Annotated in this window: 12 protein-coding genes; 6 read left to right on the forward strand and 6 right to left on the reverse strand. The window is 68.0% G+C overall.

The genetic code is table 11. The annotated features are described in order from the left end of the window. Positions 1-17 precede the first annotated feature (17 nt). From FAZ69_RS31220 to FAZ69_RS31230, 3 genes are all read right to left on the reverse strand, one after another. Positions 18-1,295: an NAD(P)/FAD-dependent oxidoreductase gene (locus tag FAZ69_RS31220; protein ID WP_136899020.1), complete on the reverse strand. Its 1,278-nt coding sequence runs from the start codon at positions 1,293-1,295 to the stop codon at positions 18-20. A gap of 70 nt (positions 1,296-1,365) precedes the next feature. Further along, the gene (locus FAZ69_RS31225) at positions 1,366-2,034 is read right to left on the reverse strand and encodes a haloacid dehalogenase type II (RefSeq protein WP_136899022.1); all 669 of its coding nucleotides are present in this window, start codon (positions 2,032-2,034) and stop codon (positions 1,366-1,368) included. A gap of 215 nt (positions 2,035-2,249) precedes the next feature. Next, on the reverse strand, positions 2,250-3,731 hold the full coding sequence (locus FAZ69_RS31230) for an aldehyde dehydrogenase family protein (RefSeq protein WP_136899024.1): 1,482 nt from the start codon (positions 3,729-3,731) through the stop codon (positions 2,250-2,252). A 367-nt stretch (positions 3,732-4,098) separates the two neighbouring features. Here FAZ69_RS31230 and FAZ69_RS31235 point away from each other — a divergent pair, with 367 nt between their 5' ends. The 6 genes from FAZ69_RS31235 (at position 4,099) to FAZ69_RS31260 (ending at position 10,774) form a co-directional block, all read left to right on the forward strand. Beyond that, positions 4,099-4,881 (forward strand): GNAT family N-acetyltransferase, encoded by a 783-nt coding sequence (locus FAZ69_RS31235; RefSeq protein ID WP_240702545.1) that lies wholly within the window; start codon positions 4,099-4,101, stop codon positions 4,879-4,881. A gap of 50 nt (positions 4,882-4,931) precedes the next feature. Beyond that, positions 4,932-5,870: a 2-hydroxyacid dehydrogenase gene (locus tag FAZ69_RS31240; RefSeq protein ID WP_136899028.1), complete on the forward strand. Its 939-nt coding sequence runs from the start codon at positions 4,932-4,934 to the stop codon at positions 5,868-5,870. A 233-nt stretch (positions 5,871-6,103) separates the two neighbouring features. After that, a complete protein-coding gene (locus FAZ69_RS31245; protein ID WP_136899030.1) occupies positions 6,104-7,483 on the forward strand; it encodes an aspartate aminotransferase family protein in 1,380 nt (459 codons plus the stop codon). Between the two features lie 177 nt (positions 7,484-7,660). After that, positions 7,661-8,143 carry an Lrp/AsnC family transcriptional regulator gene (locus tag FAZ69_RS31250; protein WP_136899032.1) on the forward strand — a complete coding sequence of 161 codons (483 nt, stop codon included), beginning with the start codon at positions 7,661-7,663 and terminating at the stop codon, positions 8,141-8,143. A gap of 122 nt (positions 8,144-8,265) precedes the next feature. Continuing rightward, the gene (locus tag FAZ69_RS31255) at positions 8,266-9,747 is read left to right on the forward strand and encodes an NAD-dependent succinate-semialdehyde dehydrogenase (RefSeq protein WP_136899035.1); all 1,482 of its coding nucleotides are present in this window, start codon (positions 8,266-8,268) and stop codon (positions 9,745-9,747) included. Between the two features lie 49 nt (positions 9,748-9,796). Continuing rightward, positions 9,797-10,774 (forward strand): M14 family metallopeptidase, encoded by a 978-nt coding sequence (locus tag FAZ69_RS31260; RefSeq protein WP_136899037.1) that lies wholly within the window; start codon positions 9,797-9,799, stop codon positions 10,772-10,774. A gap of 129 nt (positions 10,775-10,903) precedes the next feature. Here FAZ69_RS31260 and FAZ69_RS31265 read toward each other — a convergent pair whose 3' ends face one another. From FAZ69_RS31265 to FAZ69_RS31275, 3 genes are read right to left on the reverse strand one after another with little or no spacing between them, the layout of a single operon-like run. Beyond that, complete coding sequence (locus FAZ69_RS31265) at positions 10,904-11,287, reverse strand: cupin domain-containing protein (protein WP_136899039.1); 384 nt, start codon at positions 11,285-11,287, stop codon at positions 10,904-10,906. A 38-nt stretch (positions 11,288-11,325) separates the two neighbouring features. Beyond that, positions 11,326-13,323, reverse strand: coding sequence for a hydantoinase B/oxoprolinase family protein (locus FAZ69_RS31270; RefSeq protein ID WP_136899053.1), 1,998 nt, complete (start codon positions 13,321-13,323; stop codon positions 11,326-11,328). Positions 13,324-13,341: 18 nt separating this feature from the next. After that, a complete protein-coding gene (locus FAZ69_RS31275) occupies positions 13,342-15,426 on the reverse strand; it encodes a hydantoinase/oxoprolinase family protein (protein ID WP_136899040.1) in 2,085 nt (694 codons plus the stop codon). Between the last annotated feature and the right edge of the window lie 373 nt (positions 15,427-15,799).

Consider the following 15,799-nt stretch of genomic DNA (forward strand, 5'->3'; position numbering starts at 1 on the left):
GGCCATATCGTCATTGCTCAATGCAGGATGTCCTGCAGCCGGTAATACGCGCCGACGAGCGGCAGGAACCACGGGCTGCCGAAATGCCCCGGAATCGCAGGCCATTCGAGCTGCCGCCACGGGTTGAGCGATGCGGCGCCGAACATCACGTCCGCCATCGCGCGCCCCATGTGCACCGACATCTGCACACCGTGGCCGCTGTAGCCCATCGAGTAGAAGAGTCCTTCGTGCTGCCCGGCGCGCGGCAGGCGGTCGGCCGTCATGTCGACGAGGCCGCCCCAGCAGTAGTCGATGCGCACATCGGCCAGCGCGGGAAAGTAGTTCGCAAGCGCGCTGCGCAGGATCCGTCCGCTCTTTTCGTCGGAGCGCGGATTCGACATCGCGAAGCGCGCGCGGCCGCCGAAAATCAGGCGGTTGTCGGCCGTCGTGCGGAAGTAGTTGCCGATGTGGCGCGTCGTCACGTAGGCGCGGCGCTTGGGGAACAGCGCGTCGAGCTGCGCGCCCGGCAGCGGCGCGGTGGCGACGATGAAGCTGCCCACCGGCGCGATGCGGCGGCGAAACCATTGCAGCGGCCCGATCTGCGACGCGCCCGTGGCGATGAGCACCCGTCCCGCGCGGATCGTGCCGCGCTCGCTCTCGACCTCATAGCTCTCGCCCGCGATGCGCTTCAGGCCAGTGACCGGCGCACGCTCGAAGATCCGCGCGCCGTGCCGCGCCGCCGCCTCGGCCAGCCCGACGCCGAACTTGCCCATGTGCATCTGCGCGCCGTTGCGCTGCACGAGGCCGCCGTAGAAATCGTCCGAGCCGACTTCCTCGCGAATCCGCTCGGGCGGCACGAGCTCGACGTTCGTATCGACGTTGGCGCGCAGCGACTCGTAGGTCTTCACGAGCTTGTCGAAATGCTGCGGCTTGGCGGCGAGCTTGATCTTGCCGCCGTGGAAGAAGTCGCAATCGATCTGCTCCTCGGCGACGATCGACTCGACGGTCTTCACCGCGCTCTCGTACGCGCGATAGAACTCCTTCGCGCGCTCGGCGCCGATGCGCTCGGCGAGCGCCGCGTAGTCGTGCGCGAGGCCCGTGTTGCAATGACCGCCGTTGCGCCCCGACGCCTCGCCGACGATGCGTCCCGCCTCCAGCACCGTCACCGGCACGCCGCGCTTGGCGAGCGCGAGCGCCGCCGACAAGCCCGTGAACCCGCCGCCGATCACGACCACCTCGGCACTGCCCTCGACCGGGCCTGCTTGCCCGCCGTGAAACGGCGGGGCGGTGTCGAGCCAGTAGGATTCGAGCTTCATCGTGCTCCTTTCTCGCGTGATGGGCGGCGTGCGTGATGGGCGGCGTGCGTGATCGAAGGCGAGCGGCGTCTCAGAGACCGACGACGCCGGCCAGCCCGCCGATGTCCTTGATCTCGGTATAGCCGTAGAACGGCGTCGACGGCTCATGGCCGCGCGCGACGAACACCTTGTTCTTGATGCCGAGATCGTGCGCCGACATCAGGTCGTAGCGCAGGCTCGACGACACATGCAGGATGTCCTCGGGATTGCAGCCGAGGTTGTCGAGCATGTACTCGAAGGCCTGGAAACGCGGCTTGTAGGCCTGCGCCTGCTGCGCGGTGAAGACCGCATGGAACGGCGCGCCGAGCTTGTCGACGTTGCTGTGGATCTGATCGTTCGAGGCGTTCGAGAGGATCACGAGCGGAAACTCCTTCGCCACCTTCGACAAGCCCTCCGGCACGTCCGGATGCGGGCCCCAGGTCGGCACGGCGTCGTAGAAGCGCTGCGCTTCGGCGTCGTCGTAGGCGAGGTTCCAGCGCTTGAGCGTGCGGCGCACGGCGTTCTTCACGACTTCCTGATACGGCTTCCAGGCGCCGAGCACTTCGTCGAGACGGTAGCCCGCGAAGTCCTTCACGAACTGTTCCATGCGCTCGGGGCTCACGCGATCGGCGAAGATCTCGCGCGCGAGATCGCCCATGCGGAAACGCGTGAGCGTGCCGTAGCAGTCGAAGGTGATGTATTTGGGCCTGAATTGAGTCATGTCGATGTCCTTGGTCGGGGCAATGTTCGGCGGTGGTCAAATGACACGCAACGGATCAGTTGCATGAGAAGCGGCGGCGGCTGAGAAGAATTACAGCACCGCAAAATATGTGGCTTGTCGTGTATTGGCCGGCGCGGGAAACAGAATCGGCCGTTTTTGGGGCGTCGTGCAGCAGAGAATGCGGCGGGATTCCAGCATGCGCAGCGCGCCCGCCCTCACGCCCCCTGATTCAAATCGATCAGCACGCTCTTGAACCGCAGGTTCGCCTCGAACGCGTGACGCCCCAGGTCCTTGCCCAAGCCTGAGTGCTTAAACCCGCCCGTCGGGATGACGAAATCCGACGTGCGTCCATAGCGGTTGATCCAGACCGTCCCCGCCTCGATGCTGCGCATCGCGCGCAGCGCGCGGCTCAAATCCGACGTATGGACGCCGGCCGCCAGCCCGTACTTTTCGTGGCTTGCGAGCGCGAGCGCTTCGTCTTCATCGTCGAACGTCTGCACCGTCAGCACCGGCCCGAACACCTCCTCGCGCACCGCCTCCGAATCCGCCGTCACGCCGGTCAGGATCGTCGGCGCGTAGAACGCGCCCTCGCCCGCCACCGCGATCCGAGCGCCGCCCGTCGCGACCTGCGCGCCCTGCGCCACGGTGCGCGCGACGATGCCGCCGATCCGCTGAGCCTGCACGGCCGAGATGATCGGCGGGAGTGTCGTGCCCGGCGCCCACGTGTGGCCCGCCTTGAGCGCCTTGAACGCGGTCTCGATGCCGTCGACGAGCCGCGCCGCCGCCGCGCGCTCGACGATCAGCCGCGAGCCCGCCACGCACACCTGCCCCGCGTTGCCCGTGATGGCGCCCGCGATGCGGCGCGCGACGAGGTCGAGATCGGGCGCGTCGGCGAACACGACCTGCGGGCTCTTGCCGCCCAGCTCGAGCGTGACGGGCTTGGTGCCGGTCTCGGCGCAGGCGCTCATGATCGCCGCGCCGGTCTTGCTCGAGCCCGTGAACGTCACCTTGGCGATCTTCGGATGACGCACGAGCGCATCGCCCGTGGTACGCCCGTCGCCCTGCACGACGTTGAAGATGCCCGGCGGGATGCCCGCTTCGATCGCCAGCTCGGCGAGCCGCAAGGTCGAGAACGGCGTCAGCTCGGACGGCTTGAGCACCACCGCATTGCCCGCCGCGAGCGCCGGCGCGACCTTCCACGAGGCCATCACGAGCGGAAAATTCCACGGCGCGATCGCGCCGATCACGCCGTACGGCTCGGCGACGATCATCCCCAGATGGTCGGGACGCGTCGCCGCCACCTCGCCGCCGACCTTGTCGGCGTACTCCGCGTAGAAGCGGATGCCCTCGGCCGTGAACGGCACGTCCCAAAGCGCTGCGTCGCGGATCGGGCGCGTCGAGCCGACCGACTCTAGGCGCGCGAGCGTCTCGACATCCGCTTCGATCAGCTCGGCCCAGCGCCGCATCGCGCGGGCGCGCTCGCGCGGCGCGCGGCGCGCCCAGTCGCTGGTCTTGAACGCGCGCCAGGCGTCCTCGACGGCGCGGTCGACGAGCCCGGCATCGGCGATCGGCAGGTCGGCGTACACCACGCCGTCCGACGGCCGCGCGACGTCGAGCCCGGCCGCGCCCGCTACATAGTGCCCGCCGATGAAATGCGCGCTCTTCACGGCGACAAGGGCGGGATCGAAGCTGTCCATGATGTGGGTTCCGTTTCCGGTTGGGTTGGCGGGGAGAAGCGGGAAGCGCGGGAAATCCTGGAATGACGCGAATCATGGTACGAGCGCTGCCGCAGCATTTGCTGCCGTGATGGGCGGGCGCAGCGGCGCGATGCGCGCGTTGTGACGGGCTCGCGCAGCGCAGCATGCCGTATCGGCCCCGCAATAAGATCGTCCTAGCCGCAACGATCTGGCAATGCGACAGTCATTACGCGAAGCTGTACGCAAAGAAGCCTTAAAGGAGTCGAAAGTGACCGAACCGATTGCCCCCGCATCCGCACCGACGTCCGCCCAAGTCCGGTACCGGCCGCTGACGGCCGACGATCTCACCGCCGCGCACGAGCTGTCGATGGCGGTCAAATGGCCGCATCGCCGCGAAGACTGGGAGTTCGCGCTGAACCTCGGCGCCGGCGTGGCGGCGGAGGACGACAGCGGCGTGATCGGCACGGCGCTGCGCTGGGAGTTCGGCGCAGGCCACGGGGCGCTCGGCATGGTGATCGTCTCGCCCGAACAGCAGGGCCGCGGCATCGGCCGCGACCTGATGACGCTCACGGTCGACGCGCTCGCCGAGCGCACCACGTTCCTCAACGCCACGCCCGCCGGCCTGCCGCTCTACGAGAAGTTCGGCTTCAAGGCGATCGGCAGCATCCATCAGCACCAGGGGGCGGGCGGCGCGCATCCGCCCGTCGTCGCACTCGCGCCCGGCGAGCGGATCCGCCCGCTCGGCGCGCGCGACCCCGAGCGGCTCGCGGCGCTTTGGAGCCACGCGGCAGGCTACGACCGCGCGCCGGTTCTCGAAGCCTTGCTGCAAGTCGCCGAGGGCGTCGTGCTCGCGCGCGACGGCGAGCCGATCGGCTTCGCGATCATGCGCCGCTTCGGGCGCGGCCACGTGATCGGCCCGGTCGTCGCGCCGCACGCCGAAGGCGCGAAGGCGCTGATCAGCCACTGGCTCGGCGCCAACGAAGGCAAGTTCACGCGCATCGACGTGACGGGCGACAGCGGCCTCTCCGATTGGCTCGACGAGCTCGGATTGCCGAAGGTCGACAGCGTCGTGACGATGGCGCGCGGCGAGACGCCCCGGGCCGACGGCCGTGGGCAGGTGTTCGCGATCACCAATCAGGCGCTCGGCTGAAGGCCGGGCGGCGCTATCCGTTCCACCAGAGTCACTTCCCGTTTCACGCCATGACGTTCGTCTACAAGGCCGACCCCGTGCGCGGCGCGCTGTGGGCGCGCCGCTTCGCGGAGCACGCGCCCGATACGCCCTTCCATATCTGGACCGGCGAGATGCCGCCATGCGATCCGCTCGCCGTGCGCTACCTCGCCGTATGGCAGGTGCCGAAGCTCGATCTCGCGGCCGCCTTCCCCAACCTGGAAGTGGTGTTCTCGACGGGCGCGGGCGTGGACCAGTTCGACTTGTCGGCGATTCCGGCGCATCTGCCGGTCGTGCGCATGGTCGAGCCGGGGATCATCGCGGGGATGGTCGAATACGTGACGCTCGCGGCGCTCGCGATCCATCGCGACTGGCTCACCTACGCCGCGCAGCAGCGCGAGGGGCGCTGGCTGCCGCTTCAGACGCGTGTCGCGAGCGAGCGGCGCGTCGGCGTGCTCGGTCTCGGCGTGCTCGGCCGCGCGGTGCTGACGCGGCTCGCGAGCTTCGGCTTTAGCTGCGCCGGCTGGAGCCGTTCGCCGCAGACGCTCGACGGCATCGAGTGCTTCGCGGGCGCCGATGCGCTGCCCGCGTTCCTGGCGCGCACCGATATCCTCGTCTGCCTGCTGCCGCTGACCGACGCCACGCGCCACTTCCTGAACCGCGGCCTGTTCGCGCAACTGCCGCGCGGCGCGTCGCTCGTCAACGTCGGGCGCGGCGGGCATCTGCGGCAGGACGACCTGCTGGCCGCGCTCGACGACGGGCAGCTCGCGGCAGCCGTGCTCGACGTCGCCGATCCGGAGCCGCTCGCGGCCGATCATCCGCTGTGGCGGCATCCGCGCGTGATGCTGACGCCGCACGTCGCGAGCATGACGCAGCCGGAGAGCGCGGTCGAAGTCGTGCTCGACAACCTGCGGCGGCATCGCGAAGGGCTCCCGCTCGTGGGGCTCGTGGACCGCTCGCGCGGCTACTGATCCCGCAGCAGCCCGCCAACGCCGCAGCACAAAATGCTGCGCGCCCCGCAAAAACACAATTCCCACGTTTAACGAAGCCCGAATCCCACCGTCTTCGTTATTTCTCTCCCGCTACCATGGGTCGCAAGCGGTTCGCGCTCTCGCGCCACACGCAGCACCGGCTGCAGGTGGCGGCGCGCGCACCTTCCCAGCACCACGCGACGTGTTCCGCACGCGCCCACCGCGCCCACATCATGCCGACCTCCGCCCTGATCGAGTCCGACCGCAAACATCTGATCCACCCGGTAGCGAGCCTGCGCGCGCACGAAGCGCGCGGCGTCACGATCCTCGAATCGGGGCGCGGCGCGTGGCTGCGCGACATCGACGGCAACGAGCTGCTCGACGCCTTCTCGGGCCTCTGGTGCGTGAACACGGGCTACGGCCATGAGAGCATCGTGCGCGTCGCGACCGAGCAGATGAGCCGCCTGCCCTACGCGACCGGCTACTTCCATTTCGGCTGCGAGCCGGCGATCAGGCTCGCCGAGCAGCTGATCGACAAGGCGCCGAAGTCGCTGCGCCACGTCTACTTCACGCTCGGCGGCTCGGACGCCGTCGATGCCGCGATCCGCTACATCACGAACTACTACAACGCGACCGGCCGGCCGCAGAAGAAGCAGTTCATCGCGCTCGAGCGCGGCTATCACGGGTCGTCGTCGGTTGGCGCGGGGCTGACCGCGCTGCCCGTGTTCCATCAGAACTTCGACTTGCCGCTGCCGCACCAGCATTACATTCCGTCGCCGTATCCCTACCGCAGCGAGAGCGGCGGCGATCCGCAGGCGGTCATCGCCGAATCGGTCGCCGCGTTGCGCGCGAAGGTCGCCGAGCTCGGCGCCGAGCGCGTCGCCGCGTTCTTCTGCGAGCCGATCCAGGGCTCGGGCGGCGTGATCGTGCCGCCCAAGGGCTGGCTGAAGGCGATGCGCGACGCCTGCCGCGAGCTCGGCATCCTGTTCGTCGCCGACGAAGTCATCACGGGCTTCGGCCGCACCGGCCCCCTCTTCGCGTGCGAAGGCGAAGGCGTCGAGCCGGACCTGATGACGGTCGCCAAAGGGCTCACCGCCGGCTACGCGCCGATGGGCGCGGTGCTGATGTCCGACGAGGTCTACCAGGGCATCGCCGACGGCGCCGGCACGCGCGCGGCGGTCGGTCACGGCCAGACCTACTCGGCGCATCCGGTGAGCGCCGCGATCGGGCTCGAAGTGATGCGCCTCTATCACGAAGGCGGGCTGCTCGCGAACGCCGCCGCGCAGGCGCCGCGCTTCGAAGCGGGCTTGCGCGAGCTGCTCGCGCATCCGCTCGTCGGCGATGCGCGCAGCCGCGGCCTGCTCGGCGCGCTCGAGCTGGTCGCGGACAAAGCCACCAAGCGCCGCTTCGATCCGGCGTTGAACCTCTCCGAGAAGATCGCGTCGACGGCCTATCGCAACGGCCTGATCTTCCGTGCGTTCAACGACAACATCCTCGGCTTCGCGCCCGCGCTCTGCTACACGGGCGAGGAGTTCGGCGTGCTGTTCGAGCGCTTGAAGAAGACGCTCGACACCGTGCTCGACGCCCCCGAGGTGCGCGCCGCAATGGCTTGAGCCCGGCGCCTGGAAAACGCGTGCGCAAACTCTTTCGCGGCTTGGCCCAGTTTCGCGCAAAGGCTTGCTGCATAAGGGTTCGCCGAGAAATTATTTTGCGACAGAGCGTGCTACGATAGTTTGCTCACCATGCTCCAGAGGTCACTGCCTGCCGTGTCGACGAACACAAACGGATCGATGAAGTTGGACCGGATCGACCTTCGCATCCTGTCCCAGTTGCAAAGGAAGGGCCGCATTACGAATGTCGAGCTCGCGGATGCTGTCGGCCTCTCGCCGAGCCCGTGCCTGATCCGCGTGAAGCGGCTCGAGAAGGCCGGCTACATCGCGGGCTACGGCGCGCACCTGGAGTTGAGCAAGCTCGGCGACATCCAGCTCGTGTTCACCGAGATCACGCTGCAGGACCATCGCCGCGAAGACTTCGTGAAGTTCGAGGCCGCGATCCGCAACGTCGACGAGATCGCCGAATGCCATCTCGTGAGCGGCGGCTACGACTACCTGCTCAAGTTCGTCACGCGCAGCGTCGTGCATTACCAGACCGTGATGGAAGGCCTCTTGGAACGCAACATCGGCATCGAGAAGTATTTCAGCTATGTCGTCATCAAGACGCCGTTCGTGAAGAACCATTTTCCGATCGAACGGCTGTTTCCGTTGACGGATTGAGCGCTTCGGCCGGCCAGCCGGCGCATCGGCTGGCCGGCTGAGGCGCTCGCTCGAACCAGCCCCCCCGGTCCGTCAGTCGGATACATTTCGTCATCCTTACTCATATGGATTCGAACCCTGCCATGTCTCTCACGCTCACCCGCCCCGAACTCGTCCGCTCGCACAACTTCATCGCTGGCCTTTGGCGCGACGCCCTCTCGGGCGGCCGCCATCCGGTCAGCGACCCGGCCACCGGCGCCGAATTCGCGAACGTCCCCGACAGCGCCGCCGCCGACGCCCAAGCCGCCGCCGACGCCGCACACGCCGCCTTCGACAGCTGGCGCGACCGCACCGCCCGCGAGCGCGCGCAGTTCCTCAAGCGCTGGCACGCGGCGATCGTCGCCAACGGTGAGGACCTCGCGCGCATCATCTCGCGCGAGCAGGGCAAGCCGCTTGCCGAGGCGCGCGGCGAAGTCGCGTACGGCGCGTCGTACGTCGAGTGGTTCGCCGAGGAAGCCGTGCGCGCTTACGGCGACATGATCCCCGCGCTGATGCCGGGCAAGCGGATGATGGCGGTGAAGGAGCCGGTCGGCGTCGTGGCGGCGGTCACGCCGTGGAACTTCCCGCTCGCGATGATCGCGCGCAAGATCGCGCCCGCGCTCGCAGCCGGCTGCACGGTCGTCGCGAAGCCGGCCGAAGACACGCCGCTCACCGCGCTCGCGCTCGTGCGGCTCGCCGAGGAAGCCGGGCTGCCCGCCGGCGTGCTGAACATCGTGACCGCCTCGCGCGGCCAGACGCCCGCCACCGTCGCGAGCTGGCTCGCCGATCCGCGCGTGCGCAAGATCACCTTCACGGGCTCGACGCCGGTCGGCAAATACCTCGCGCGCGAATCGGCCGACACGCTCAAGAAGCTCTCGCTCGAGCTGGGCGGCAACGCGCCCTTCATCGTGTTCGACGACGCCGATCTCGACGCGGCCGTCACCGGCCTGATGGCGGCGAAGTTCCGCAATGGCGGACAGACCTGCGTGTGCCCGAACCGCGTCTACGTGCAGAGCGGCATCTACGATGCGTTTGCGCGCAAGCTCGTCGAGCGCGTGGCGGCGCTGCGCGTCGGCCCGGCGACGCGCGACGATTCGCAGATCGGCCCGATGATCAACGCGCGCGCCGTCGAGAAGATCGAGCGCCACGTGGAGGATGCGCTCGCGCACGGCGCGACCGTGCTGACGGGCGGCCGGCGTCTTTCGGGCGACGGCCTCGACGGCCCGAACTACTACGCGCCGACCGTGCTCGGCGATGCCAACCGCGAGATGGCGCTGTTCAGCGAGGAAACCTTCGGCCCGGTCGCGCCGTTGTTCAAGTTCGACGACGACGCCGACGTGATCCGCGAAGCCAACGACACGCCGTTCGGCCTCGCCGCCTATTTCTACTCGACCGACGTGCGCCGCATCTGGCGCGTCGCATCGCGCCTGGAGAGCGGCGTGATCGGCATCAACGAAGGCGCTGTGTCGAGCGAAGCGGCGCCGTTCGGCGGGGTGAAGGAATCGGGCTATGGCCGCGAAGGGTCGCGTTACGGGCTCGACGACTACATGCACGTCAAATACCTGTGCCAGGGTGGCTTGGCCTGAGCCTCGCATTCGCCGCCGCGTTCTCGTAGAAAGTAGAAAGGACCCGTACATGAGCACCGCTTCCGCGTCCCGCGACCACGCCTATCCCGTCGACGTCGAGTTTCCCGACCTCAGCCCTTATGCCGAGGGCAACACCGGCGTCCCCTACGTCTACAGCCACGACAGCGGCGCGCCGGGGCCGCACGTGATGATCAACGCGCTTACGCACGGCAACGAGGTGTGCGGCGCGATCGCGGTGAAGGCGCTCATCGACCTGGGCGTGCGTCCGCGGCGCGGGCGGCTCACGCTGTCGTTCGCGAACGTCGACGCCTACCGCACGTTCGATCCCGCCAGGCCCGACGCGTCGCGCTATGTCGACCAGGATTTCAATCGCGTCTGGACCGCGATGAAGCTCGGCGATGCAAGCCTCGATTCGGTCGAGCTGCGCCGCGCGCGGGCGATGCGTCCCATCGTCGATACCGTCGATGCGCTGCTCGACCTGCACTCGATGCACGAGAAGAGCGCACCGCTGATCGTCTCCGGGCCGCTGGAGAAAGGCATCGCGCTTGCCCGCGCGCTCGGCGCGCCCGCGACGGTCATCAGCGACGAAGGCCATCCCGAAGGACGCCGCATGCGCGACTACGCGGACTTCGGCGATCCGGAAAGCCCGCGCAACGCGTTGCTGGTCGAGTGCGGGCAGCATTGGGAGGCGTCCTCGGTGACGGTGGCCAAGGACTGCACCGCGCGCTTTCTGGTGCTGTCGGGCGTGCTCGACGAAGGCGATCTGCCGGCGGACTGGTTCGTGCCGAAGCCGGAGGCGATGCGCGTGATCCGCGTGACGGAGCCGGTGGTCGCGGAGAGCATGGACTTTCGCTTCGCGGGTGCTTATACGGGGCTGGAGACGTTCGAAAAGGCGGGGACGGTGATCGGCTGGAACGATGGGGAGCCGGTGGTTACGCCTTACGATAACTGCGTGCTCGTGATGCCGTCGCTGCGGCAGTTGAAGCCGGGGGTGACGGTGGTGAGGCTGGGGCGGGTGATCGATTAATCACGCAGTTCGGCCCGGGGCCGGCATGGCGGATTCGCGAGTCAACCCAGTACGTCCTCAACTCCCGTTGCCCCAAAACACCGAGGGCCGCTTTCGCGGCCCTCGTTTCCCAAGTTCGGCAAAACACGTTCACACGTTCTGCACGAACATATACTGCTTCGTCACCTTCTCCGCCACCTCGAACACCCCGCGAAACCCCTGCGGCACGAGCACCGCATCGCCGGGCCCGAACGGCTTGCGCGTCCCGTCGTCGGCGACGATCGCTCCCGTTCCCGACAGCACATGAAAGAACTCATACTGCCCCGCCGGAAAATCGATCCGCCACGCGCCCTCCGTGCCGCTCCAGATGCCACTCGACACCTTGCCGTCCGAGCTCTCGAAATGCGGCCAGTCGCGCCGGTCGGGATCGCCGCGCAGCAAGCGCCCGGGCGCTAGCGTCAGCTGCGCGCCTTCGCCTTCGGGCAGGTTGAAGCAATGACTTTCGATCGAACTGTTCGTCACGGACAAAGACATCGGTCAGCTCTCTTTCTCTTGAAGGGTTGTAAAAACGTTCAACGCGCCGCCACCTGCCGAAGCTCGGGCCACGACGAGCACAGTTCCGCAAAAATCTCATCGACCACTTCGGCGCCGCCGCTCGACTCGACACGCGCATCGAGCGCATCGAAGATCCGGTGCTTGAGGAAATATCGCCATTGCACCGGAACGCCAGCGAGAATGCGCGTCAGCGCCGCATAGCGTTCGCGCGTCCACTTCGCTTCGAATGCCTCGCGGTAAGGACCGAAATCGAACGCAGGCACGCGAGCATCGCGCGCCGCGAGCCGCGCACGCTCACGCAACATCGCGGTCTGCGCCACGTCGATCTCGCCGTCGACGATCGCCACCGCGTACACCTCGCGCGCCTCGTCGACCGTCACATACCCGCGCCGCACGTCGTCGCGCACGCGCTCGACATCGCGCTCGATCGGCACCCCATAGCCGCCCGCCCCCGCACCCTCCAGGCGAATCACGTCGCCCGGGTTGCAGATCACGAGATCGGTATTCCCAAGCGGCTCCTCATTCGGCGTGCCGGGATTCTTCGTGAAGCGCGCATTCGCGCCCGCGCGTCCGCCGCGCAACCCCCACGACGCAAAGTGCGTGCGGTCCCGATTGCGCGCCGTGACGAGCGTATTCGGCGAGAACACCTGAAACTCCATCACGAGCCCCTGCCCGCCGCGAAACTTTCCCGCGCCGCCCGACCCGGGAGCGACGCCATAGTGCGTGATGCGGATCGGCACCTCCGCTTCGTTGATCTCGACCGGCGTATTGCGCAGAAACGCGTTGTTCGCGCCCGAGCCGTCCTCGCCGTCGCCGAACGGCATGCCGCCCGCGCCGCCGCCGATCGGCCCGATCGACGCCATCACCGTGCCGCCCTCCTTGTTCATCGTCTTCACGCTGAGGATCGACAGCCCCCCCGCCGGGCACGCCGCAAGCCTCTCGGGAATCGCCTGCGCAAACGCGCCGAAGGTCAAAAGGTGCAGCAGCTTGCAGGTGAGGCTGCGCATGCCCACCGCCGCCGGGCGCTGCGCATTGACGACGCTCCCCTCGGGCAGCACGCAGCGCGCCGCGCGCAACAGGCCGCTGTTGAGCAGGATCTGCGGATTCAGCGTGTAGAGCACGTAGACGAAGCCGACGAGCGCGAGCGCATGCCGCTCGCGTCCGCCGGTCGGGATGTTCAGCGACGATTGCAACTGCGGATCGCTGCCCGTGTAGTCGAACTCGGCGGCGCCGTCGCTGATGCGCAGCGTGAGCGCGACGCGCATCGGCTTGCCGCGCACCGAGTCTTCGTCGGCGTACTCGGCGAAAAAATACTCGCCGTCGGGAATGCCGCGCAGGATCGTGCGCGCCTGCTCTTCCGAGTAGTCGAGGAGCGCGCGCATCCCCGCCTTGAAGCCGTCGATGCCGAAGCGCCCGATGATCTCCAGCACGCGCCGCTCGCCCGTGTGCAGCGACGCGAACTGCGCCTGCAGGTCGCCGAGGTTCTGCGCCGGCACGCGCACGTTCGCGGCCATCACGCGCAGCAAGGCTTCGTCGACAACGCCCGCGCGCACGATCTTCGCCGGCGGAAAGCGGATGCCCTCCTGCTCGATCTCGGTGAGCGTGCGCGAGAGCGACGCGGGCACCGCGCCGCCCATGTCGGTGTTGTGGATGTGGCCGCCGACGAAGCAGACAATCTCGCCTTCGTGGAAGACCGGCTTCCACAGCACGATGTCGGGCGTGTGCGTGGCGACGAAGCCGCTGTACGCGTCGTTCGTCATGCCGATGTCGCCGGGCTCGTAGTGCTCGATCATGCCGATCACCGGGCCGTAGTCGAGGCCGACGTACCAGGTCGCGCCGAGCGTCTTCGGCGACGCGAAGGTGTGGCCCTCCGGCGTCATGATCGCGCACGAGAAGTCCTCGGTCTCCTTGACGAAGGTCGAATGGGCCGTGCGCGTCAGCGTGTAGGCCATGCTCTCGGCCGCGGCCACGCAGTAGTTCGCGAAGATCTGCAGCACGGATTTGTCGAACGGCATCGGCATCGGCGGCTCCGGTTAGTTCGCGAGGGTTTGCATCAGGATCAGATTGCCGCAGGCATCGACGACGCCCGAAAAGCCGGGCAGCACGCAGGTCGTGCAGTCGTCCTGGGCGATCACTGCGGGGCCTTCGAGGCGCTGTCCGGCGAGCAGCTTCGCGCGATGGAACAGCGCCGCATCGCGGAATGCGCCGTCCATCCACACCTTCACGCGCGCATCCGGCTCGGGCGGCGCAGCGCTTGCTTCGATCGGGCGCAGGACGGGCTTCGGCGTCTGCGAAGCGATCACGAGGCGCAGCGCGACGACCTGGATCTTCGCGCGCGCATCGTTGTGGCCGTAGAGGCGAGCGTGCTCGCGATGGAATGCCTCGCTCAAGGCGCCGAGGTCCTGCGCTTCGAGCCACGTCATCTCGAGCGGCGTGTCGATCTCGAACGACTGGCCTTTGTAGCGCATGTCGGCGGAGACGGTGACGGTCACGCGCGCGGCGCGGCCGGCGTCGGCGGCATCACGCGCCGCATCGGCGCTGCCGGTCTCGCCCGCCAGCCACTCCCGCGCCGCCGCATCGAGCGCGCGCGCATCGTCGCGCAGCTGCGCGAGCGACGCCGCGTCGAGGTCGTAATAGGTCGTCTTCACGAAGTCGTTCTTCGTATCGGCGATCAGGCCGCCGAGCGCGCTCAGCACGCCCGGCGTCACCGGCACGACGATCTGCTCCATGCCGAGCGCCCGCGCGAAATAGCACGCGAGCATCGGCCCCGCGCCGCCGAACGGCAGCAGCGAGAAGATCCGCGGATCGATCCCGAAGCGCGACACGATCCGGCTCACGCCCGCATACATCCCCGACACGGAGACATCGACGATCGCCTCCGCCGTCTTGTAGCGATCGGAGCCGAGGCGTTGCGCGAGCGCGTCGATCGCGCGGCACGCCGCGTCGTGATCGACCTTCACCGAGTTGTAGCCGAGGCTCGCGTTGCCGATCACGCCCATCACGGCGAAGGCATCGGTGATCGTCGCGCGCGTGCCGCCGCGTCCGTAGCAGACGGGCCCGGGGTTCGAGCCCGCGCTTTCGGGGCCGACCTTGAGCACGCCGAAGCCGTCGACCCAGGCGATCGAGCCGCCGCCGTCGCCGATCGACGACACGGACACCGACGGAATGTGGATCTGGAAGTCGCCGATATATTCGCCGGTCGCGTACTGCGGCTCGCCGTCGACGATCAGCGCGACGTCGGCCGTGGTGCCGCCGATGTCGAGGCTCATGCAGTGCTTCAAACCGCACAGCTGCGCGACATAGGCCGCGCCGATCACGCCCGAGGCCGTGCCCGAGAGGATCATCTGCACGCAGTTGGTCTTGCCGGCCTCGGCGCTCATCACGCCGCCGTTCGACTTGGTGACCTTCATGTCGGCAGCGATGCCGGTCTCGGCGAGCGCGCGCTGCAGCGACGAGAGGTAGTGCGCGACCTTCGGCTGCACGTAGCCGCCGATCACAGCGGTCGAGGTGCGTTCGTACTCGCGGATGATCGGCCAGACGTCGCTCGAGCACGACACGAAAAGCCCCGGCATCTCGCGCTCGAGGATCGCCTTCACTTCATGCTCATGCGCCGGGTTGCGATACGAATGCAGCAGCGCGACGACGACGCCTTCGCATCCCGCGCGGCGCAGGCCGTCGAGCGCGGCGAGCACGCTCGCCTCGTCGACGGGCGTCTGAACCGAGCCGTCCGCCGCGATCCGCCCGGCGACGCCGAACACGCGCTCGCGCGGCACGAGCGGCGCCGGGCGCTTCGACATCAGGTCGTACATGTCCGGCCCCTTGAGCCGGGCGATGTCGAGCACGTCCTCGAAATGTCGCGTCGTGATGAGGCCGAGCCGCAGGCCCCTCCTCTGCACCACGGCGTTCACGCCGACCGTCGTGCCGTGCGTGAAGTAGGCGACGTCGCGCGGATCGATCCCGTAGCGCTCGGCCAGGCCCTCCATCCCGCGCAGCACTTCGGCGCCGGGGCTGTCGGGCCGCGAGAACACCTTGAGCGTCTTGAGCTCGCCCGTGCGGTCGTCAAGCACCGCGAAGTCGGCGAACGAGCCGCCGATGTCCACGCCGATTCTCATGCCCATGCCGTGTTTCCTTCTGTTTCCTTCCTTAGACTCGCTTAACAAAACTGGCTTCGGGGTTTTGTTTTGTGCTGTTTGCGGTTGTCGCGCAACTTTGATTTCGCGTCGGTCCGTATAGTCCGTCCCTCCCCGGGACCGGGGTCACTTTTGTCCTTGCCAAAAGTAACCAAAAGCGCGTCCTGGGCGGACGGCCTTGGCCCGTTAGCACTCAGTCCTGTCTGCGATAGCGGTCAATGGGCTACCGCTATCGCTCGCCGTACGTCCCGTTCGCACGCGGCACGGAATTGCGCAAAGTCGAATCAAATCAATACTGATGGTCAGGCCAGGCCAGAAGACCCTTGTCTTGCGATTCTGCTTCATGCGCTCCTGCTGACTT

Origin of the sequence: Trinickia terrae, assembly GCF_005144415.1 — a bacterium.
Classification (GTDB): domain Bacteria; phylum Pseudomonadota; class Gammaproteobacteria; order Burkholderiales; family Burkholderiaceae; genus Trinickia_A; species Trinickia_A terrae.